The 20,559-nt window shown below is 65.6% G+C and carries 23 protein-coding genes and 1 tRNA gene; 13 read left to right on the plus strand and 11 right to left on the minus strand.

All coding sequences use genetic code 11. The annotated features are described in order from the left end of the window. The first annotated feature begins 65 nt into the window (after positions 1-65). Positions 66-1,034: a LysR family transcriptional regulator gene (locus WG902_RS20680; protein WP_340062094.1), complete on the plus strand. Its 969-nt coding sequence runs from the start codon at positions 66-68 to the stop codon at positions 1,032-1,034. Here the strand turns inward: WG902_RS20680 and WG902_RS20685 are convergent. Next, complete coding sequence (locus WG902_RS20685; protein ID WP_340062095.1) at positions 998-1,396, minus strand: tautomerase family protein; 399 nt, start codon at positions 1,394-1,396, stop codon at positions 998-1,000. The genes WG902_RS20680 and WG902_RS20685 overlap by 37 nt on opposite strands. Before the next feature lie 118 nt (positions 1,397-1,514). Further along, positions 1,515-2,423 (minus strand): LysR family transcriptional regulator, encoded by a 909-nt coding sequence (locus WG902_RS20690; RefSeq protein ID WP_340062096.1) that lies wholly within the window; start codon positions 2,421-2,423, stop codon positions 1,515-1,517. A 144-nt stretch (positions 2,424-2,567) separates the two neighbouring features. On the opposite strand from WG902_RS20690, the gene WG902_RS20695 reads away from it, so the two are divergent. From WG902_RS20695 to WG902_RS20710, 4 genes are all read left to right on the plus strand, one after another. Continuing rightward, positions 2,568-2,825 (plus strand): hypothetical protein, encoded by a 258-nt coding sequence (locus tag WG902_RS20695; RefSeq protein WP_340062097.1) that lies wholly within the window; start codon positions 2,568-2,570, stop codon positions 2,823-2,825. Positions 2,826-2,834: 9 nt separating this feature from the next. Continuing rightward, a complete protein-coding gene (locus WG902_RS20700; protein ID WP_340062098.1) occupies positions 2,835-3,389 on the plus strand; it encodes a DUF4396 domain-containing protein in 555 nt (184 codons plus the stop codon). Then, the gene (locus WG902_RS20705) at positions 3,373-3,858 is read left to right on the plus strand and encodes a PaaI family thioesterase (RefSeq protein WP_340062099.1); all 486 of its coding nucleotides are present in this window, start codon (positions 3,373-3,375) and stop codon (positions 3,856-3,858) included. The genes WG902_RS20700 and WG902_RS20705 overlap by 17 nt, the downstream gene beginning before the upstream one ends. Before the next feature lie 615 nt (positions 3,859-4,473). Further along, complete coding sequence (locus WG902_RS20710; RefSeq protein ID WP_340062100.1) at positions 4,474-5,178, plus strand: MobA/MobL family protein; 705 nt, start codon at positions 4,474-4,476, stop codon at positions 5,176-5,178. Positions 5,179-5,220: 42 nt separating this feature from the next. Here WG902_RS20710 and WG902_RS20715 read toward each other — a convergent pair whose 3' ends face one another. From WG902_RS20715 to WG902_RS20740, 6 genes are all read right to left on the minus strand, one after another. Further along, positions 5,221-6,246 (minus strand): hypothetical protein, encoded by a 1,026-nt coding sequence (locus tag WG902_RS20715; protein ID WP_340062102.1) that lies wholly within the window; start codon positions 6,244-6,246, stop codon positions 5,221-5,223. Continuing rightward, a complete protein-coding gene (locus WG902_RS20720) occupies positions 6,224-7,447 on the minus strand; it encodes a hypothetical protein (RefSeq protein WP_340062103.1) in 1,224 nt (407 codons plus the stop codon). The genes WG902_RS20715 and WG902_RS20720 overlap by 23 nt, the downstream gene beginning before the upstream one ends. A gap of 12 nt (positions 7,448-7,459) precedes the next feature. Then, positions 7,460-8,761: a DUF3987 domain-containing protein gene (locus WG902_RS20725; RefSeq protein ID WP_340062104.1), complete on the minus strand. Its 1,302-nt coding sequence runs from the start codon at positions 8,759-8,761 to the stop codon at positions 7,460-7,462. 180 nt (positions 8,762-8,941) lie between these two features. Further along, a complete protein-coding gene (locus WG902_RS20730) occupies positions 8,942-9,202 on the minus strand; it encodes a hypothetical protein (protein ID WP_340062105.1) in 261 nt (86 codons plus the stop codon). A gap of 197 nt (positions 9,203-9,399) precedes the next feature. After that, positions 9,400-10,323: a hypothetical protein gene (locus tag WG902_RS20735; RefSeq protein ID WP_340062106.1), complete on the minus strand. Its 924-nt coding sequence runs from the start codon at positions 10,321-10,323 to the stop codon at positions 9,400-9,402. Positions 10,324-10,481: 158 nt separating this feature from the next. Further along, positions 10,482-10,557, minus strand: a tRNA-Arg gene (locus WG902_RS20740). Between the two features lie 120 nt (positions 10,558-10,677). Here WG902_RS20740 and WG902_RS20745 point away from each other — a divergent pair. Then, complete coding sequence (locus WG902_RS20745) at positions 10,678-11,049, plus strand: hypothetical protein (protein WP_340062107.1); 372 nt, start codon at positions 10,678-10,680, stop codon at positions 11,047-11,049. Here the strand turns inward: WG902_RS20745 and WG902_RS20750 are convergent. Continuing rightward, the gene (locus WG902_RS20750; protein ID WP_340062108.1) at positions 11,039-12,178 is read right to left on the minus strand and encodes a sensor histidine kinase; all 1,140 of its coding nucleotides are present in this window, start codon (positions 12,176-12,178) and stop codon (positions 11,039-11,041) included. The genes WG902_RS20745 and WG902_RS20750 overlap by 11 nt on opposite strands. Before the next feature lie 227 nt (positions 12,179-12,405). On the opposite strand from WG902_RS20750, the gene WG902_RS20755 reads away from it, so the two are divergent. Both WG902_RS20755 and WG902_RS20760 read left to right on the plus strand, forming a co-directional pair. Next, positions 12,406-13,125 carry a Crp/Fnr family transcriptional regulator gene (locus WG902_RS20755; RefSeq protein ID WP_340062109.1) on the plus strand — a complete coding sequence of 240 codons (720 nt, stop codon included), beginning with the start codon at positions 12,406-12,408 and terminating at the stop codon, positions 13,123-13,125. Between the two features lie 95 nt (positions 13,126-13,220). Continuing rightward, positions 13,221-14,144 (plus strand): c-type cytochrome, encoded by a 924-nt coding sequence (locus WG902_RS20760; RefSeq protein WP_340062110.1) that lies wholly within the window; start codon positions 13,221-13,223, stop codon positions 14,142-14,144. Between the two features lie 48 nt (positions 14,145-14,192). On the opposite strand, the gene WG902_RS20765 is transcribed toward WG902_RS20760, so the two are convergent. Both WG902_RS20765 and WG902_RS20770 read right to left on the minus strand, forming a co-directional pair. Beyond that, the gene (locus tag WG902_RS20765; RefSeq protein WP_340062111.1) at positions 14,193-14,720 is read right to left on the minus strand and encodes a DUF2946 family protein; all 528 of its coding nucleotides are present in this window, start codon (positions 14,718-14,720) and stop codon (positions 14,193-14,195) included. 23 nt (positions 14,721-14,743) lie between these two features. After that, positions 14,744-15,502 (minus strand): sulfite exporter TauE/SafE family protein, encoded by a 759-nt coding sequence (locus WG902_RS20770; protein ID WP_340062112.1) that lies wholly within the window; start codon positions 15,500-15,502, stop codon positions 14,744-14,746. A gap of 344 nt (positions 15,503-15,846) precedes the next feature. On the opposite strand from WG902_RS20770, the gene rfbB reads away from it, so the two are divergent. From rfbB to WG902_RS20795, 5 genes are all read left to right on the plus strand, one after another. Next, the gene (gene rfbB, locus WG902_RS20775) at positions 15,847-16,911 is read left to right on the plus strand and encodes a dTDP-glucose 4,6-dehydratase (RefSeq protein ID WP_340062113.1); all 1,065 of its coding nucleotides are present in this window, start codon (positions 15,847-15,849) and stop codon (positions 16,909-16,911) included. Positions 16,912-16,919: 8 nt separating this feature from the next. Continuing rightward, positions 16,920-17,816, plus strand: coding sequence for a dTDP-4-dehydrorhamnose reductase (gene rfbD / locus WG902_RS20780; protein ID WP_340062114.1), 897 nt, complete (start codon positions 16,920-16,922; stop codon positions 17,814-17,816). A 5-nt stretch (positions 17,817-17,821) separates the two neighbouring features. After that, positions 17,822-18,712 carry a glucose-1-phosphate thymidylyltransferase RfbA gene (rfbA, locus tag WG902_RS20785; protein WP_340062115.1) on the plus strand — a complete coding sequence of 297 codons (891 nt, stop codon included), beginning with the start codon at positions 17,822-17,824 and terminating at the stop codon, positions 18,710-18,712. Next, positions 18,709-19,266, plus strand: a complete 558-nt coding sequence (rfbC, locus tag WG902_RS20790; RefSeq protein ID WP_340062116.1) for a dTDP-4-dehydrorhamnose 3,5-epimerase — start codon at positions 18,709-18,711, stop codon at positions 19,264-19,266. Before rfbA ends, rfbC begins: the two co-directional genes overlap by 4 nt. Positions 19,267-19,363: 97 nt before the next feature. Continuing rightward, complete coding sequence (locus WG902_RS20795; protein ID WP_340062117.1) at positions 19,364-20,557, plus strand: chain-length determining protein; 1,194 nt, start codon at positions 19,364-19,366, stop codon at positions 20,555-20,557. The last annotated feature ends 2 nt before the right edge of the window (positions 20,558-20,559 follow it).

Genomic DNA, 20,559 nt, shown 5'->3' on the forward strand with positions numbered 1-20,559 from the left:
CGGTGAGCTGGGATTGCAGGTCGCCTAGTCTGTTGGGAATACGGCGGTCCCGCGCCAGAATGGGAATGATGAACCTCGAGCGATCCCAAGACCTCCTGCCGTCGCTCGCGACCTTCGTGGCCGTGGTCGAGTCGAACGGCTTCGCCGCTGCCGCGCGCCGCCTCGGAATGACGCGTTCCGCGGTGAGCAAGCAGGTGGCCCGCCTCGAGGAGGAGTGGGGCGTGAAGCTGCTCCGGCGCACAACGCGGGCGGTGTCGCTCACGGAGCCCGGGCAGCAGGCGTATGAGCACGCGTCGCAGATTTCGAAGCTCGCCGCAATGGCGCGGGAATCGGCCGCCAGCTTGTCGCGCGCGCCGCGCGGCCTGCTTCGAGCGACGGCGTCGGTGTCCTTCGGCCAACGCTTCCTGGTGCCCCTGCTGCCCGCCTTTCGCGAGCGCCATCCCGAGGTCGAGGTGGAGCTGCACCTTCTCGACCGCATGGTCGATCTCGTCGAGGAGGGCTTCGACGTTGCGATCCGTTTGAGCCGACGGCTGCCCGAAGGCATGGTGGCCAAGAAGCTCGGAGACGTGCGCTACCGGCTGTGCGCCTCGCCGCGCCTCGCCGGCGTCGCCGCGGCGAAGACGCCTGGCGACGTCGAGTCGCTCCCGGCCTTGCGGCTAGCCGGTCGCCGGGCGAAGGAGCCCTGGATCCTGTCGCGCGGGCAGGAGAGGGCGGAGGTGCTTCCGGAGGGGCCGGTGCGAGCGAACACGAGCGACGCGCTGCTGGAGCTGGCGATCGCGGGGCTCGGTGTGGCCCTGCTGCCCGACTACGTCCACAGCGCCGCGCTCGCGCGGGGCGAGCTCGTCGAGCTGCTGCCCGGGTGGACCGTCGAGGGACCCTATGGCGACGCGTTCTGGGCGGTGCGGCCCGAGCGGCGCGCGCTGCCCAAGGTCTCCGCGTTCGTGGAATTCCTCGCGGACGCTGCGAAGGGCGGCGCGCCCGCGCCGGCTCGACCGGCTCAGGCCGGTAAGGCGGTCTTGGCGCGAGCGGCCTGAGGCAACCCGCCGTAGCCCCAGTCGGTCCCCGCCACCTCCTGCACGATGACGTAGAGCGGGGCGGAGGGCTCGCCGAATTGCTCGACCAGCAGAGCGTGCGCCGCGGCCTGGAATGCGGCCTTCTCGTCCTGCGTGTTCGTGCCGGCGGTCACGAAGGCCTTCAGCTGCGCGGTCCACTCGGACCCCGCAAGCTCCGCGCCGGCCCGCGAGACGCGCGCGCGGGAGGCTTCGACGGAGACGACGGTCAGCTCGGGCTTCTTGCGCATCGGGCTGGCCATGAGGCCGGTGAGGCCTTTTTGAAGAGCGGCGACGTCGGCGTCGGTCGCCCGCGCTCCGAAAAGTTTAAGTTGCACGAATGGCATGGAGGGGCTCCTGTTGATCAAGGAGTCGATGGTGGGCGCTCGCGGCCGCGCCGAGAAGCCGCCTGCGGTGACGCGCCGCTGTTTCCTCCGAGTCCCCAATGCGTCCTGCGCTCCACGCTCAGTGGGCGAGCCGCGGATCGGCCAAGAGCCTTTCGGCCATGAACTGCGTGAACACACGGATCCTGGCGACGTTGCGAAGCGAAGGGTGCGTGAGCAGCCGAGTCTGCGAATCGAGCGCCGGGTCGGGCGGCGCCAGGCGCACCAGTTCCTTGCGGGGCTCCGCCAAGGGGCACAGGAGGATGCCCGCGCCCACGCCCTGCGCAACCGCATCGACGATCCCGGCCATCGAGTCCAGGCGCAGCGCCACCTGGCTGGGAGCCACGCGCTTTGCGAACCACGTCGAGGAGGGCGCTTGCGCGAGGGAGTCGTCAGGGCCGACGAACCGCATGCGGTCCATGGTCGGCTCGCCTCCGAGCGCCTTGAGGTAGGACTTCGAGGCGTAGAGCGCCAGCTGGACCCTGCCGACGTTGCGTCCGACCAGATTCTCCGGGGGCTTGTTCGATCCTCGCAGCGCCACGTCCGCCTCGCGCTGCGTGAGGTTCAAAAGCGCGTTGCTCATTGTCAGATGGATCTCGACGCCGGGGTGGAGCTTGGAGAACTCCGCGATGTGGGGCGTGAGCAGGGCGATGCCGGCGTCGGTGGTGGTGACTCGAATCAAGCCGCTCACGGCCTCGTCCAGGCCCAGCACGTGGCGGTGCGCGCCATCGATCTGGTCGGCCACGCCCGCGAGCTTCTCGGCGAACGCGCTGCCGGACTCGGTGAGCGCGTAGCCGGCGGGCAGCCTGTCGAAGAGCCGGGTGGCGACGGACGCTTCGAGCGCGCCGACTCGCCGCAGCACCGTCGAGTGGTCGACTTCGAGCAGCCTGGCGGCCTCCGATAGCGTTCCCGCGCGGCAGACCGCCAGGAACGCTTCGAGCTGGTCCCAAGCGAGTCGGGGCGGAGCTTTCGATCGCGCCAGTTTGGACATTGTGCAAATTCGCAGACGAGGTCGGCTGTTTCGCGGAATTGCGCCGCAGCTTCGCATGGCCTAAATTTATCCGCAAGGGGCCACTTGACCTTGACACCATGGCAAGGTCGACCATCGGGGCTCCTAACCACAAAGGAGCTACTCATGGACGCATCGAACATCTGGGCCCTAGCCCCCGCTTGGATTTCAAGGACTCGCCACTGGCTCTCCGAGCGCTCGCGCCTGCGGCGCGACGCCGAAGAGGTCTCGCGGATGGACTCGCGCGAGCTGAGCGACCTCGGCTTCTCGCATGCCGCCGCGGTGGAGAGCGGAATCATGATGACCGAGTGCGGCCCCATCGCCCACCGCAACTGGATCCACGCGCAGCCCTGCTTCCCCCGTCGCGCGATCCGCCATCACTGAGGAGCCGCCATGCAGCACGTGCACTCCCAGCACCGCCACCATGGCCGCGCGGCGCATGGCGGCGACGACGGGCATGCCCGCGGGCAACGCGGCGGCGCGGACGCCCCGTCCTTTGCGCCCAGCCTCAATCGCACCGCCTTCCTGGCGACTCTGCACTGCCTCTCGGGGTGCGCCGTCGGCGAGATCCTTGGGATGGTCATCGGGACCGCGTTGTCCTGGCCCAATGGCGCGACCGTCGCCGTGTCCGTGGCGCTCGCGTTCCTGTTCGGCTACGCGTTCACGATGGCGCCGCTGTTGAAGGCCGGCATCCCTCCTCGCGCGGCCGCCTCGATCGCGTTACCCTCCGACACCGCCTCGATCGCGCTGATGGAGTTCGTCGACAACGCCGCGATGCTCGCCTGGCCCGGGGCGATGGAAGCGGGGTTGGACACCGTCGCGTTCTGGATCGCGCTGGCCGCTTCGCTGCTGTTTGCCGGACTGGCCGCCTTCCCGCTGAACCGCGTCTTGATCGCCCGTGGCAAGGGGCACGCCATCGTTCATGCGCGCCATGGCCACTCCCACTGACGCCCAAAGCGCACGCGCAGAGTTCCTGCGATTCCGTCAGCCCGCGGAGGCGCGCCGCGCCAAGCTCGCCGCCTTCAATCGCCGGCCCGAGATCTCTTGGTTCGGCTTCGAAGGCCGTTTCGGCGACCCGGCGCTGGCGGAGATCCTGGTCTCGCGCGTGCAGGAAGGGCTGCTTGGAGGAGGTGGCGTCGCGGCTCTCAATGGAGGAGCGATCGCGGCCGGGTTCGACGCGGCCTTTGTACTCGCCGGGCTCGGGCACTTCGACTCCGACGTCGTGGTCACCCTTGAGCTCTCGGCGCACTTCCTGTCCTTGGCCCGTGCGGACCGCCCGCTCGCCTTCCGCGCTGGCGTGACGCGCTCGTCGCGCGCGTTTGCCTTCGCCCAGGGCACATTGGCGCCGATCGGCGGAGGTGCGGCGTTCGCCACGGCTACTGCAATGCTCGCGCCAGCAGCCGGAGGAAGGCTGTGAACGCGTTGGCGCATACCCGCCTGGGCTGCGGCGATGGGCTGGAAGGGCAGCACTGGTCTGCGGATCCCGTCCGCGAGCCTCTCAATCGGATCACCAGCCATGCGAGTTGGCGCCTGCTTGGTCTTGTCGCTTGTTGGGGCGCAGTCTTGACTATGGGTTTGGTCATCAATGCGAGCCTCGACTTCCCGGCCATGCGCGCACAGGTGGCCGTCGCTTCTGGGGCACTCGCCAGTGCGATCGTCGTGGCGGAACGCTGGGGCGCGGATCCCGATCGGCTTGGGAGAGGATGCTGGCTCGCCACTCTCGCCGGCGCCACATCTGGTTGGGCGTCGCTGATTCAACCGGGCGTATTCCACACCGTCTAGCCTGGTCGATCGGGGCCGTTCAGCGGCAGCAGTGACTGCGCGCAAATTATCGCGCACGCCACCACCGCACGCCTAACTGCGACCTCCGCGAGTAACTTTTTACTCGTCTATCAATGCTATGAACCAGTGACACTGGCCCTCAGAGGCCAGCTCACACTCTGGTTTGGAGCATCCCCTAGCCTGCCCTCTAGCGAGCGCTACTCACAGGAGTAGCGGGGACGCGCACTTACAGTTTCTATTCCCGAGTGAAATGAACGATTCCAAGAACTTCTTCCACATGAACGTCAAGCCGGTCAAGACCGGCAACACCGCAGAAAGGCTCAAGTACAACCACCGGAGCGGCAAATACGCGAAGAAGGGGGACTTGGTGGCAGCTGGCGCGGAGAACATGCCGGATGACATGAAGCCCAAGGAATTCTTCGAGACCTTGGATGATCATGAACGACGAAACGGAGGAGCAGTCGACACAAAAGTCGCGCTGCCGCGGGTGTTGAAGCCGGAAGAGCAGGCCGCCCTCGCCAAGGAGCTCGCTCTCATGCTGGCCGGGCAAAGTCCTGTCGCTTGGGCGGTACATTGCCCCAAGGCTGCCTTGGAGGGAGGCGATCAGCCGCACCTCCACGCCTTGATTTGCGGCCGTGTACCCGACGGGATCGACCGGCCAGTAGAGCAAATCTTCAAGCGGTACAACCCCGCGGCGCCGAAGAACGGTGGATGGAGGAAAGACTCAGGGGGCCCCACATATCGAGCCATGACCGAGCGGCTGAAGGAGCAGCGCCGGAAGGCCAGTGAGCTGATCAACGATCACCTTCGTCTCCATGGCCACTCGCAGCAGGTTGACCATCGCAGTCACAAGGACCGTGGTGACGCAGCCATCCCCGGCAAGCACCTCGGACCGAAACGCGTCTGGAGCCAAGTCCAAGAAAAAGAGCCGGCTCTTGTCGTCCGTTACTTGTGAGGAGTAGCGAGCCGGCCAATGACTGGCCGGCTCGCCATAGCCCTAGGCCGCGTTGCCGCGGACAGGGCCGCCGTCGAGACGCCGGTAGACCGCCATCGCCCTGTCTTGGCCACATTGAAGGTGGGCACGAATAGCCCGGACCGTCTTGCGCAACGTTCCTGCTTCGATCGCTTCACGGACGTTCCTCAATTGATCGCTCAGAGCTTGAGAATCACGTGCTGCGTGACTCTCGGTTACACCAGCATCGACAGTCCCGTGACTCACCGGCTTGGCAGTGCACTCGCTTGTTACTCCCTCATGGACATCCACCCCTGCAGTTACCGTCTGTCTTCGGGCTGGGCGCATCAAAAGCAGCAGAGTCCAGGAAAGGCAGGCCGTGCCATCTACCAGGATGCCGGCCAGCGCGGCAAGTCCATGCTGGAGTCGAGCCGGCTGAATGCCGAGCATGCTGGCTGCCGCCCATACCGCCGGGTCGTTTTTGGCTTCCGCTGTCGCGAGCCGGGCGACCTCGTCGTCAGCCGCCAGGCGGCGAAGCTCTATCTCCTCTTGTTCAAGAGCCATACCTTGGGCGCGCAGCTGCGCACGTTTACGCATCATTGCTGTGCACTCCGGTGCGCACGTCGCGCGCGTCAAGGCCGCGATTCGAGCGTCGATCTCCCCCTTCTCCATCATCACCTTCGACAGCGGACGCCTGCCTTCCTTCGATGGCGGTGCAACTGTCGTCGCCCTCTGCTCTCCGCGGGCGGTCTGAGATCCGAGATAGTAGGAAGCATGGGTGATGGCCGCGAAAGTGAAGCAGCAAATCCAGAGGATCCAGGTCAATGCCTTCATCCGCCAATTTCCCAGCCGGGATGCCGAAGGCAGCAAGTGTGCTGAAAAAGTGGCCAGCACGCCGAGCGCAGCCCACAGCCAGGCGTTGAGGCCGGTGTCTCCTCGATTCCATCCGCTGGCCGCAGAGATAGACACGGACAAGCCTGTCGACGTAACTGCTAAAACCGCGCAGGCAAAGACGGCGGCCCTGGGACGAGTTGGTTGCATTTCCACGCTATTCACGATGGGCGCCTCCATCACTCGCCCGCCTCTGCAACGGGGCCACCGCCGTCCACCGCGCGTTAGCATTCTCCGTAAGTGCTTGATTCTTCTCATAAATGACGAAGTTGGATATGGAGCTGTTGCCACTGATCCCGCGGTTGGCACCGAGCTGCGCGGCCGCCCGCTTGGGCAGCTCGCCGGTCTTGAACATGGTGGCCGGCCGACCGTGCACGACAATCGTCGCGTGGGGGTGCGGGGGGAGCCGGAGGCCCGTCAGCCTCCGGTAGTTCTGGCGCTTTGCTGCATCCGTCGCGTGAATCAGGCCGAACCCACGGCGGAACATGTCGTCCGCGGTGCAGGCTGCGGTTCGCGAGAACGAGCCGCAGCCCTGGGTCACCGAAGTCCAGAGCTGTTCTAGGCCCTGCCAGAGCGCGAACGAGTCAGCCGTTGGCACGGCCGCGAAGTAGAAGACCGCGTGCATGTGGTATCCCGCAACAGGGGCGAAATTCATCCGCCACGCGTACGTCAGCAACTTCGCATTGAGCGACGTACGCCCTTTCAGCTTGGCAAAGAAGCGCTGCCTGGCCACTCGCAAGTCGTCGAAACCCACGCGGTGTCCTTGGTCGTAGACTCCCGCGATGCGGGGATTCCGCGGCGTGCTCCCGGTGGGTGTCGGCGGGATGTGCGACGTGACCTCTCCTGGGCTCAAGATCCATTCCTTGAGCACGAAATGCGCAGGAACGACGGTCACAAAAGTCGAGGCGCGGAAGCACGCGCGCTCCAACGACCGCATTCGGCTTGTGTTCTTGCGAAAGGTGCTCTCCCAATCCGCTTGCTGCTTTTTCACCCCGCCGGCGTGCGCCGCATGGCGAAGGTGGCTGATGAATTCGGTGAAGGAGCACGTCAGCTCCCAATCGGATTCGATCCGTGAGCCATCGCGCATCAGCGCGCGGCGGGAGGCGTAGACCTGCAGGAAAAGCCTCAGTTGTGGCTCAAGTTTCAGATGCGGGACGTCCATGTTCGAGTACCTGCATATCAAGAACTCGTGCTGTCCCAGTGCAGTGCGAAACCAACGGCGACGGGCGTCCTGCTCCATCGGCTGTTGGCGGGTACGGAGTACCAGCCGCATGAACTGATGTGCGGCCGAAATGTCTGCATTTGGTAGCGAGAACATGGTGGTCTGACCAGCGGTGTCTTCCAGCATGTACGACCCGAGCGGCGGAATAAAGTGGTGCATCGTCGGTTCTCCTCAACTGCTGAGACGGGGCCAGCCGTTGGCCATCAGCGGCACGTAGTAAAGCCAGTCGCGTTCGACGTAGACCTTGCCTTGGATGCAGAGGAGGGGCAGGGCGGCGTTGAACTGGCCCTTTGTCAATCCGATGTTGACCGTCAAAGACCTGAGCTTGGTGACGGAGAGACGTGGCCCAAAGTAGATGGCTTGGGCATAAATGAGGCTTTCGAGAGTGAGGGCGTTGTCCTCTTGCTTCGTCAGCTTAGGCTGTTCGTCGGTCAGCACGCAGAACGCGTTGAAACTATCTGCGCTGAAGCGGTCCGCCATCTGCATGGTGGCGAGCGTGATTTCGCCTTGAATGCCGTATTCAAAGAGGTGATGAGAGCCGGCCTCGCGCAGCGCACGCTCAGCATGGCGCGAAAGATAAGTACGCAGGAAAGGGGGGTAGCTCTGCGCGGCCTGGCGCGACTGGATCGCCATATGCTGCAGGCAGTCGTTCGCTTCCTTGGTAAGGCGCAGTTTCGGGCGGACGGCCTTGGTCCGGACTTGCTTGATCGTCTCGTTGACGAGCTCCATACCACGGACAATGCAAGCGCGGAGAGAAGCATGTGAGGGATCGAAGCTACCGGGTGCGACCCTCGGCAGTGACGGGGGCGTATAAGAAAACCCAGTTCGGTTCTGAAGCCCCGTTCCGGCGTCGTCTGTTCGCAGGTGTCGCGCGTGCGTCTTGAATGGACCATCCTGGGTCTGGGCGTGGATAGAAAAGCGCTTCTCCGTTCCGATGGAGATACGTCCCTCGCCGCGACGCGCATGGTCCAGGCCTTCGCCATCGACAAGCTTGACCAGCGTAGAAGCGGACTTTCGCATGAGCGGAAGGACCATCGATCCCTCGGTCGTGAGCAGCGTCACCGTTTGGGCTTCGGTCATCGCGTCGATCACCGCTTCCCGCGTTGCGTCCTCGATCAGCGCAAACGGATTCTTCGCTTGAACTTCGCCTACCACTGGTAGGCCTTCAAATTCCAATGTCTCTATGTAGTGCTTGATGGGGGCCGTGGTCAGCTGCGCAAGCAGGGACTTTCCGTCACTGGATTCCTGGACATGAATGGTCGGGCAGCCCGGGACCACGGTCTGCCCGTTCGGCCAGCTGATGTTGGCAAGGTATTGGGTGACGATCGTTCCCTGCGCGCACAGCTGGGCACCGGCGGACGCTGGATTCACGCCCTGCGTGATCAGGTAGTTAATAGCATCGGCCCGGCGGCCTTTCACCATCTGGTATGCATGACTTGGGGTGGTGAAGTGAGAAGATGAAAATGAGTTCATGAAATTTGAGCAAAGCAACTCCACCCGAGTCCACTTGGGATTCGGACGGGAAAATGGAAAGAAGTGAATGCCGGTTGCCGGCGAGGGGCCCCTCGCGCGATCTACGGGTTTGCCGGCGGCGGTAGTTGCTTCTGAACGTCTTCAGAGCGGTGCAGGCGTCGCCTACGGATTTCGATGCACCTAGGCCTCAGGCCAGCTGGCATCGTCAATGGGCGCGGACGCCTTCTTCCGCCGCGCCTTCACGCCAGTCTTCTTCAAGATTGCAAGCGGATTCTTCGGCCATCTCAAGTGGCCATTGGGCAGCTTGAACAACGGACGGATGCCGAAGTACGATCCCGTGGAGCAATACCGTTTGTGAACGGTCTGGGGCTTGATATCCAGGTCGTCAGCGAAGTCGTTCGTGGACTGGGATTCTTCGGGTTGATCCTCTGGATCATTCATGGCACACCTTTCTAGTTGAATCGCGGAGGTGCTGAATCCCGGGACTGGATTCGACGGGCGCCTACCGCGATTAGTACTTTGACGGCGTGAAGAATTGAAATCCATCCCTTGACCGGCTTCGTCTTGCCGTGTCCGACGGGGTCCCCCTCTGTCTTGATCCCGGTCGCTGGTTCGGGCGACGGGGGTCGGTATTCAGATCACTTGCGCTTGTTGAACTCGCGATCAACGCGTCTCCGAAGCGTCTCGTATTGATACGTGTCCTGCCCATCAGGAGTTCGAACCTTGATGTCACCGCTCTTCGCTAGCCCGTCCAAGAATGAAGGCTTCTCGTCAGAACCAGCGAGCGCGGTCAAACGGTCCCAAACGAAGTCGCGAACGAATCTGCGCTGCTCTTTTTCAACGGCGCAATCGACAGGAATGCTGCTCAAGGCTTCCGAAAGTGTCAGCTTGAGAAGGTCGTTCAATGAAACAGGATGCCGGAAGGGCAGACGCCGCGGAGGTGCACTTAGCTGCGCAACAACTGGGGCTGCTGGCGGCGGCAGTGCAGTGGCTGCTGAGTCGCCGGGAGCCCCTTCAGCAACAGCTCCCGCGTGATCGACACTCGCGGAAGGATTACGCTCAACACCGAGAAGCTTCGTAATTTCGGACTCATCGAAACCCACCAGGTCTCGCAGTTGAGCGTCGAACTCGTGCCACCGACTCAGTGGCTTTTGAGATCTTCCTGTTAGATCCAGATCTCCGGCACGGTGGGCTTCCAGCAGCCGTGGGAAATGGCCAGCAAGGTCCACGAGTACCGGAAGGTACGCTTCTTGTGCGCCGGAACTGATCTTGGGGTAGTTCGTCTGTCGCTTGTCGTACCAGACTGGGCCTGCCGCCTTTTCCGACGCGTTGTGCAGTGCGGCGTCCAGTTGTGCGGCTGCCTGTGACAGGCGAAAACTCGATTCGAACTGCGCACGGTAAGGGGCTTTACCAAGAGGTCCGAACATCGAGATTTCACGTCCGAACAGGGTCCGAGTCTCCGGAATCTCGGAAAGCTTCAGGCAATCATCTAGCCACTTCTCGGGAAGATCCACCGTGGATGCGAGCGTGTGGAGCACCTCGGCGATTGAGATGAACTGCATGTTAGGGCGCGGAACGCGAAACCCGTCGGGCCACTCGCTCAACATGCGCCGGGGGCTCATCGAGCGGAGTCAAATCCATTCGCGAAAGGTGCTTACACCCACGCTTACATGGCGTTTGAGAGAATGCCTTGAAGAGTCTCGAAAACGGCAATGTTCATTGGTGCGGCTGGCGGGGATCGAACCCACGACCCTTGGCTTCGGAGGCCAATACTCTATCCACTGAGCTACAGCCGCGTGAGCGCTTGATTGTACTGGCTTGCCACACGCACCCCTTCCTGGCTGAGCAGGTGAGCAAGGCGAGGGTCTTTGCAAAATGGACATTGACCCTGCGAAGCGATGTACTACTATCGAGCGATGTCCGCAAAACACCCCCGCCAATCGGTCTCTGTCGCGCACGACAAGGCGGTGGCCGTCCACGGGGACGTCCAGCAGGCCAAGGAAAACCTGCACGACGCCAATGAGGCGCTTGCGGACGCGGTGGTCGACAGCGAGCCCACCAAGGAAACCGTGGAAGCAGCGCTCGTGCAGAACCTGCAGGTGGAAGGGCAACTGCAGGACGCGGTGAAGGAACTTGAGGTCGTGACCGACCTGCTGAAAGTGGCGGAGCGGGAGAACGCCACGCTTCGCGACGAAAGTGCCGCGGCAGGACGCCGGTCCGGCGAGGGCATCCAGAGCGTGCTGGCGCATCTCGGCGACTTGCCAGGGCGCGAGAACCTCACTGGCTGACGGTATCCCCGAACGCGTGCCGCGGCAGGCGGATCGAAAACACGCAGCCGATGCCGGCAAGGTCCTGCACGCTCAGCGTTCCTGATTCCGCCTCGATGTTCTGTCTTGCGATGGACAAGCCGAGGCCCAGGCCCGATCGGTCGGCGCTGCGCTGGCGGAAGGGCGTGAACATCTCCTCCGCGCTCCCCTTGGGCAGCCCGCCGCAATGGTCGGCGACTTCGATGCGGATGTGAGGGCCGGCCGCGAAGGCCTTCAGCGTGACCACGGTGCCCTCGTGCGTGAACTTGAAGGCGTTCTGGACCAGGTTGGCCAAGGCGCCCTGCAGCAGGAGCCGGTCCCCGCGGATCCCGAGCGAAGGGTCGACATCGTCCACCGCGAACTCGCAGCGTGCGATCCGCGCATCGAGCTTCGCCGCATGCTTGGCGTCCTCGATGAACCCGGCAAGGCCGAAAACCGGTCGTTCCACGACCAGGTTGCCGCGCACGGTGTCGAACGCATGTTGCACCAGGGACGTCACCGCCGCCAGGCTGCGCTTCAGGACGGCGCCGGTGGCGCTGTTCAGCGGGAGGTTGCTCAGCTCGAGGGCGCCCACCGCGAGGGTCGCCGTGCCGATCGCGTTCCGCAGCTCGTGGACGAGGAACCCGAGCCGCTCGTTCGACGCGGCAAGTTCCTGGCCGATCACTGCCGTCTCCCGCAGCCGGCTGAACTCGGTCACCGCATCGGCGATGGCATTGTCAAGGCACCGGTTCAGCGTGCGGAAGTCCTCGACATGGAACGCCGCATCGCGCTCGAACGCAAGGTCGGTGACGGCCTGGCACAGATCGCCGTAGTCATGAACGACCTGGTCCACCGTGAACCCGAGCCGAAGCAACTCCTCGCCATGGGCAGTGGCGGTGACGCCGATTTCCGATAGCAGCTTCGCGTCGCCTCCCGCCGCCCCGGAGATTCTCAGGCTGTCGTCCGGGCGTGCGCTGTTCTCCGCTCGCAGCGTGCGGATCAGCTGGTCGAGGAACAGCGGGATGCCGTGCTCCAATTGGAGCGGGGTGGCCGAACGGGCCGCACGTTGCGCGACCTTGTGCTGGCACCGGACGATCAGCTCGTCCCGGTTGTTGATCAGGAAATCGCGCACGGGAACTCCTCCGCCATCGGGCAGTGTCGCAGCATGGGGAACAGGGCGGTGAGCGTCATGAAAGTCTTCGACGCGCCAGCATGCCGGAGCAATCCGGGCTTGTCCGTGCGCTGGCACACAAATGGAGGAAGGGCCGTCCGCAGGGCAACGCTGACGCGCGATGGTTGTGTGCGGAAACGGACAGAGTGCGAAAGCGCACCTATACTGGACGGCACTTCCGGGGTCCCATGTCTTCCTCACTCGACCCTCGTCGCAACCATTTGCTGGCTTCCCTTCCCGCGGCGGAGTACCAGCGCTGGGCGCCCATGCTCGAAGAAGTGGACTTGCCTCTGGGACGCGTCCTGTACGAGTCCGGCCTCTCGCTGGCGCACGTCTATTTCCCCATCGATTCCATCGTCTCGCTGCTGTACGTGATGGAGGACGGCGCATCGGCCGAGATCGCGGTGGTGGGCAACGAAGGGCTGGTCGGGGTGTCGCTTTTCATGGGTGGCGAAACGACGCCCAGCCGGGCAGTCGTGCAAAGCGCCGGCCGCGGCTTCCGGTTGGCCGCCGATGTCATGAAGAAGGAGTTCGATCGCGCGGGGCCGGTGCTGCACCTTTTGCTGCGGTACACGCAAGCGCTCATCACGCAGATGGCGCAGACCGCGGTGTGCAACCGCCACCACTCCCTGGACCAGCAGCTTTGCCGCTGGCTGCTTCTCAGCCTGGACCGCCTGGAGGGAAACCAGCTGCGCATGACGCAGGAATTGATAGCCAACATGCTGGGGGTGCGCCGGGAAGGCGTGACGGACGCCGCGCTGAAGCTGCAGGCGGCAGGGCTGATCCGCTACTCGCGCGGCCACATCACCGTCCTGGACCGCGCGGGTCTCGAGGAGCGGACGTGCGAGTGCTACGCGGTCGTCAAGAAGGAGTACGACCGGTTGCTGCCTTCCGGCAAGGCAACCTGAGGCGGGCCAGGGTGAGGTGTGCGGGGCGGGTCGGCCAGGGGCGCTGACTATAATCGCCGGTTGTTCCCGAAAACACCGAATACGCTGAGGACACCATGAGCGACTCGCTCGAAGAAGCCCACACCGGCCCGATCAAGACCCCCAAGCAGCTGCTGATCGCGGTGCTGTTCTCCTTCCTGGTCCCGGTTTTCGCGATCATTGCGCTGGTCGCATACGTTGCCGCCGAGAACAAGCCTGCCGGTGGCGGCACCATCGACAAGTACGTGCTCGGAGGGGTCACCGCGCAGGATCTCGAGCGCGGCGTGGCCGAGCGCATCCGCAAGGTCGGCTCGGTCGAGATTCGCGATGCCAACCGGCCGCTGGCCAACGGCGAAGCAGTCTTCAAGGCGCAGTGCACGGCTTGCCACACGGCTGGCGTGGCCGGCGCTCCCAAGCTGGGCGACGCGGCGTCGTGGGCCAACCGCCTGAAGACCGGCTTCGACGCGCTCGTCCAGTCCGCGTTGAAGGGCAAGGGCGCGATGCCGCCACAGGCCGGCGGTGACTTCAACGACGTGGAAGTCGCGCGCGCGGTAGCCTATATGGCCAACAGCGCCGGGGCGAAGTTCGCGGAGCCCGCTGCGCCGGCCGCGCCGGCGACGACCGCCGCCGCTGCCCCGGGCGCGACCGCCGCGGCGCCGGCAGCCCCCATGGCCGCGCCCGTCGCTGCTGCCGCACCCGCGGCGGCTCCGGTTGCGGTTGCCGCTGCCGCACCCGCCGCCGCCGGACCGGCCGTTGCTGCGGCCGGCAACGGTGAAGCGGTCTACAAGCAGGCCTGCTTCGTCTGCCACGGCGCCGGCGTTGCCGGCGCTCCCAAGATCGGCGACAAGGCCGCCTGGGCGCCGCGCCTGGCGCAAGGCCTGCCTGCGCTGCACGCCTCCGCCCTCAAGGGCAAGGGCGCCATGCCGCCCAAGGGGGGCAGCCCCGCCCCGGATGCGGACATCAAGGCCGCGGTCGACTACATGGTCGGCACGGTCAAGTAAGCACTGCGGTGCGCAAGGGAAAGCCGGCCATGGGCCGGCTTTTTTTCGTCAGGCCGCCGCCAGGGCGGCGGGACTGGTGACGTAGCCGAAACGCCCCGGAAGGTCGGCCGCCCGTACCTCCGTCGGCGTCCAGCGCCCCGATTCGACGGCGTCCGATGCCTGCAGCATGTCCTGCGTGTGGACCAGCCCGAAGCCCAGGTCGGCCTCGAGGTAGACGCGCCCGGCTTCATCGACGAAGCAGCGCTGCATCCGCACCGCCTGGCCGGTGTGGCTGGCGATGGAGCCGTCGGCTGCCACGCGCCAGATCCACGGCGTGGCCTGCAGCTCCACGTACACCCGCTGCGGCCCGTTCTGGAAGTACCACTGGCCGGCGTCGTCGCGGCCGTAGTTGCGCTGGATGAAGTCGATGAGCTTTTCGTGGCGCAGCAGCGAGCCCTTGGCCACGGGGAAGGGCCCGGCCGCCTGCACCCGGTCATCGCGCATGTACCAGTTGCCGCGGTCGTCCAGCCCCAGCCAGCCGTAGCAGTGCGGGACGTTGGGCCACTTGGCCATGGCCTGGCGAACGATGTCGTCCATCGGCCCATTATCTGCCGCGGACGCTAGCGCAGGAAGGCGTCGTAGCCCGTCTTCAGGATGAGGGCACTGACCACGAAGATGAACACCACCCGCACGAAGGATGCGCCGTGCTTGAGCGCCAGGTGGGTGCCCAGCAGGCTGCCCGCGATGTTGGACACCGCCAGGGCCGCTGCGTAATGCCACCAGACGTGGCCCTTCAGCGCGAACAGGATGAGGGCGGCCAGGTTGGTGGCCGTGTTGACCAGCTTGGCCGAGGCGGACGCATGCAGGAAGTCGAACCCCAGCACCCGCACGAACAGGAAGACGAAGAAGCTGCCGGTCCCCGGACCGAAGAAGCCGTCGTAGAACCCGAGCAGCGCGCCGATGATGCAGGCCGCGAGGGTCTGCATGCGGCCCTGCAGCGCCGGCGCATGGTCGCGCCCCAGGTCCTTGCGGGCCAGCGTGTAGAGCAGCACGCCCAGCAGCACCAGGGGCAGGAGCTTGCGCAGGAAAACCGGCGAGACCACCGTGACGGCCCAGGCGCCAGCGAAGCCGCCGAGGAAGCCCGCGCCCGCGGCCGGCAGCAGGCTGGCCCAGGGCAGGTCCACGCGGCGGGCGTAGCTGGTGGCCGCGATGGCCGTGCCCCAGAGGGAGGCACTCTTGTTGACGCCCAGGAGGGTGGCCGGATGGGTGGTGGGGAACACCGCGAAGAGGGCGGGCACCAGGATGAGCCCGCCGCCTCCCACGATCGCATCCACGAACCCGGCCAGCGCCGAGGCCAGCGTCACCAGCAGCAACTCCATTGCGGCCATTGTGGCATTCGCCAGGGATGCCTCCCGGCGCGGCGTGGCCAAAGAAAAAGCGCCGCAGAGCGGCGCCTTGGAGGGTGTGGCCCTCACATGAGGGCCACCGTCATCTGCTCGTATTCTTGGGGGGTTTGTCTCCTCGAGCCCTCGTCATCGTGCGCCGCCTGGGCGCACTGCGAGTGGGCGTAATGTACCGGCCTGCCCAACCGCGGTGCATCAGGACTTTCCCGCTCCACGGCTCGGCTGGCAGGCCGATGGCCCGGTAGGAGGGGGTGCTTACACACGGATGACATAATCCGGGGTGGCGGTGACGCCTTGGCGCACCCTTCAGAGAGGCTTCTATGATTCTCGTGAGCGGCGGAGCGGGCTTCATCGGCTCCAACTTCGTCCTGGACTGGATTGCCGCGGGCGGCGGACCGGTCCTCAACCTCGACAAGCTGACCTACGCGGGCAACCTGGAAAACCTGCGATCGCTGCAAGGCGATGCGCGGCACGTCTTCGTCCAGGGCGACATCGGCGACCAGAAGCTGGTGGGCGAGCTGCTGGCGCGCCACCAGCCGCGCGCCGTGGTGAACTTTGCCGCCGAATCGCACGTGGACCGGTCGATCCACGCTCCGGGCACCTTCATCGAGACCAACGTGGTCGGCACCTTCCGGCTGCTGGAGGAAGTGCGCGCGTACTGGAGCGGCCTGGAGGGCGCGGCGAAGCAGGACTTTCGTTTCCTGCACGTCTCGACCGACGAAGTCTACGGTTCGCTGTCCGCAGCGGACCCGGCGTTCACCGAACAGAACAAGTACGAACCGAACAGCCCCTACTCCGCCAGCAAGGCGGCCAGCGACCACCTGGTGCGGGCCTATCACCACACCTACGGGTTGCCGGTCCTCACCACCAACTGCTCGAACAATTACGGGCCCTATCACTTTCCCGAGAAGCTGATCCCGCTGATGATCGTCAACGCCCTGGCCGGCAAGCCGCTGCCGGTGTACGGTGACGGCCAGCAGATCCGCGACTGGCTCTACGTGGGCGACCATTGCAGCGCGATTCGCCGGGTGCTCCAGGCAGGCCGGGTGGGCGAGGTCTACAACGTGGGCGGCTGGAACGAAAAGCCGAACATCGAGATCGTCCAGACCATCTGCGGCCTGCTCGACCAGCTCCAGCCGCGCGCCGACGGCGCCAGCTACGCCGGGCAGATCACCTATGTGAAGGACCGGCCGGGGCACGACCGCCGGTACGCCATCGACGCCCGCAAGATCGAGCGCGAACTCGGCTGGAAGCCGCAGGAAACCTTCGACACGGGAATCCGCAAGACGGTGCAGTGGTACCTGGCCCACGGCGATTGGGTGCAGCGCGTGCAAAGCGGCGCGTATCGCGAGTGGATCGCGACCCAGTACGCGCAGGCGGCCTGAGAGGCTTCGTGAAGATACTGCTGTTCGGCCGCAACGGCCAGGTTGGCTGGGAGCTGCAACGCAGCCTCGCCCCGCTGGGCGAGCTGGTGGCGCTCGGCTCCGGCCCGGACGAAGGTGGCCTGGCCGGTGACTTCCGCGATCCGGCGGCCGTGGCGCGCACGGTTCGCACGGTGCGGCCGGATGCGGTGGTGATCGCGGCTGCGTACACCGCGGTCGACAAGGCCGAAAGCGAGCCGCAGCTCGCCCAAACGGTCAATGCACTGGCACCGGGCGCCATCGCAGAGGCGGCGCGAGCCGTCGGCGCGGCGATCGTGCATTACTCCACCGACTACGTTTTCGACGGCAGCGGCACGCGCCCCTGGCGCGAGGACGACGCCACCGGTCCGCTGTCGGTGTACGGCCGGACCAAGCTGCAAGGCGAACAGGCCATTGCCGCCGCACAGCCGCTGCACCTGGTGCTGCGAACCAGCTGGGTCTACGGCGCGCGTGGCGGCAACTTCGCCAAGACCATGTTGCGGCTGGCCCGCGAGCGGGACCGCCTGACCGTCATCGACGACCAGGTCGGCGCCCCGACGGGAGCCGACCTGCTGGCGGACCTCACGGCCCAAGCCCTGCCCGGCCTGCTGGCGCAGCCGGACAAGGCCGGCATCTACCATGTCGCGGCGGCGGGCGAAACCACGTGGAACGGCTATGCCCGCTTCGTCCTGGCGAAAGCGCAGCAGCGCGGGCAGATCCTCAAGGCAGGGCCCGACCAGGTCGAAGCGGTCCCGACCAGCGCTTTTCCCACGCCGGCCCGGCGACCGCATAATTCGCGGTTGAGCACGGCGCGCTTCCGGGCCGCCTTCGACCTGACGCTCCCGCCCTGGGAGCAGGGTGTGGCGCGCATGCTGGAAGAAACCCTCTGACCCCTATGACCCGACGCAAAGGCATCATCCTTGCGGGAGGAGCCGGCACCCGGCTGCACCCCGCCACCCTGGCCGTGAGCAAGCAGTTGCTGCCGGTGTACGACAAGCCGATGATCTATTACCCGCTCAGCACGTTGATGCTGGCGGGCATCCGCGACATCCTGGTGATCAGCACGCCGGAGGACACGCCGCGCTTTCGCCAGCTGCTGGGCGACGGCAGCCAGTGGGGCCTGAACCTGCAGTACGAGGTGCAGCCCAGCCCGGACGGCCTGGCGCAGGCCTTCATCATCGGCGAGCGCTTCGTCGGCAATTCCCCCAGCGCGCTGGTGCTGGGCGACAACATCTTCTATGGGCACGACCTCGGCGCGCTGCTGGGCGACGCGGACGCCAAGGCAACGGGCGCGTCCGTCTTCGCGTACCACGTGCAGGATCCGGAGCGCTATGGCGTGGTCGACTTCGATACCCAGGGCCGGGCCATCAGCATCGAGGAAAAGCCGGCGCAGCCCAAGAGCAACTATGCCGTCACGGGCCTGTATTTCTACGACGCCGACGTCGTGGACATCGCCAAGTCGGTGAAGCCCAGCGCCCGTGGCGAGCTGGAAATCACCGCGGTGAACCAGGCTTACCTGGACCGCGGCCAGTTGTCGGTGCAGATCATGCAGCGGGGTTACGCCTGGCTCGACACCGGCACGCACGAGAGCCTGCTGGAGGCCGGCCAGTTCATCGCGACGCTGGAGCACCGGCAGGGCCTGAAGATCGCCTGCCCGGAGGAGCTCGCCTGGCGCGCCGGCTTCATCGACGATGCGCAACTCGAGCGCCTGGCCGAACCGCTGAAGAAGAACAACTACGGCAAGTACCTCGCGCGCATCCTGCGCGAGCCGCGGAGCGCGCGATGAAGGCGACCCGCCTTGCCATCCCCGAAGTCATGCTGCTGGAGCCGAAGGTGTTCGGCGACGCCCGCGGTTTCTTCCTGGAAAGCTTCAACCAGCGCGCCTTCCAGCAGGCGACCGGCCTGGACGTGCAGTTCGTGCAGGACAATCATTCGCGCTCCGCGCGCGGCGTGCTGCGCGGGCTGCATTACCAGTTGAAGCAGCCCCAGGGCAAGCTGGTGCGGGTGGTGCGCGGCGCCGTGTTCGACGTCGCGGTGGACGTGCGCCGCTCCTCGCCCCATTTCGGGCGCTGGGTGGGCACGGAACTGTCGGAGCAGAACCAGCACCAGCTGTGGGTGCCGGCGGGCTTTGCCCACGGCTTCGTCGTCCTGAGCGACTCCGCGGACTTTCTTTACAAGACCACGGAATACTACGCGCCGGAGCACGAACGCTGCATCGCCTGGAACGACCCCGCCATCGGGGTGGAGTGGCCGCTGGCAGCCGGTGGGATCACGGCGCCGTCACTCTCCGCCAAGGATGCGGCGGCAAGGGGTTTGCGGGAGGCCGAGGTCTTCAGCTGAATCGCTGGAGGCGCTGCTGGGCATCCGGTCGCCGGACGAACGTCCGGCGGCGGCATCGACTCCAGCCCACAAGACAAGAAATGATTCAAGGCGGGACATGGACACAGTGACTGCGCCAGAGGCCGAACGGCCGCGGCAAGCCGTCGAGCCCAAGGGGCGGGCGGTAAAAGTACCGATCAGGGAGCCTTTCCTCAAGAGAGCGTGGAAGGCCATCCTGCGCCGCCCGATCTTCGCCGCGGGGCTGCTGGTCATCGCGATCGGGTCACCCTACTGGCTGTTCTTCGCATCCGACCGTTTCGTGTCGGAGGCGCACGTGATCGTGCAGAAAAGCGAGCTGGCGGGCACGCCGACCTTCGACATGTCGTCGTTGCTCGGTGGGACCGCACCCAACAAGTCGGACCAGCTGCTGCTGCGGGATTTCCTGCTGTCGATGGACATGAGCAAGAAGCTCGACCAGGAACTGGGCCTGCGGAAGCATTTCAGCGACGGCAGCCGCGACCCCTTTTCGCGCTTCTGGTTCGCCAGCGGCGCGCAGGAGCGCTTCCACCAGTATTACCTGTCCCGCGTCAGCGTCGAGATGGACGAATTCACCGGCGTCGTCGTGATCAAGGCGCAGGCCTACGACGCCGCCAAGGCCCATGCCATCGCCCAGGGCCTGGTCAGCGAAGGCGAGCGCTTCATGAACCGGATCGCGCAGGAGCTGGCGCAGCGCCAGGTGACGTTCCTCGAGCAGCAGGTGACCAACGTGAGCCAGCGCGCGATGCGCGCGCGGCAGGCGCTGCTGGAGTACCAGAACCGCAAGGGGCTCGTGTCCCCGCAGGAAACGGCGACGTCGATCTCCGGCGTCGTGGCGCGGCTGGAGGCCCAGCGCTCGGAGCTGGAGACCCAGCGGCGCGCGCTGCAGTCCTACCTGGTCGCCAACCATCCCAACATCGTCCAGCTCGACCAGCAGATCGACGCGCTGAACCGGCAGGCCGACATGGAAAGGGCGAAGCTCACCGCGCCGAGCGGCAGGGGCTTGAACCGGACGGTCGAGGAATTCCAGCGGCTCGAGATGGAAGCCACGTTCGTGCAGGACATGTACAAGACGTCGCTGACGGCGCTGGAATCCGGGCGGGTCGAGGCCACCCGCACCGTCAAGCAAGTCTCGGTGATCCAGACCCCCACGAAACCCGAATACGCAGTGGAGCCGCGCCGCATCTACAACACGGCGCTGCTGATGTTGCTGGTGCTGCTGCTGGCCGGCGTGGGCAATCTGCTGGTGGCGATCGTTCGGGACCACAAGGATTAAGT

It is taken from the genome of Ramlibacter sp. PS3R-8 (assembly GCF_037572435.1).
Taxonomy (GTDB): Bacteria; Pseudomonadota; Gammaproteobacteria; order Burkholderiales; family Burkholderiaceae_C; genus Ramlibacter.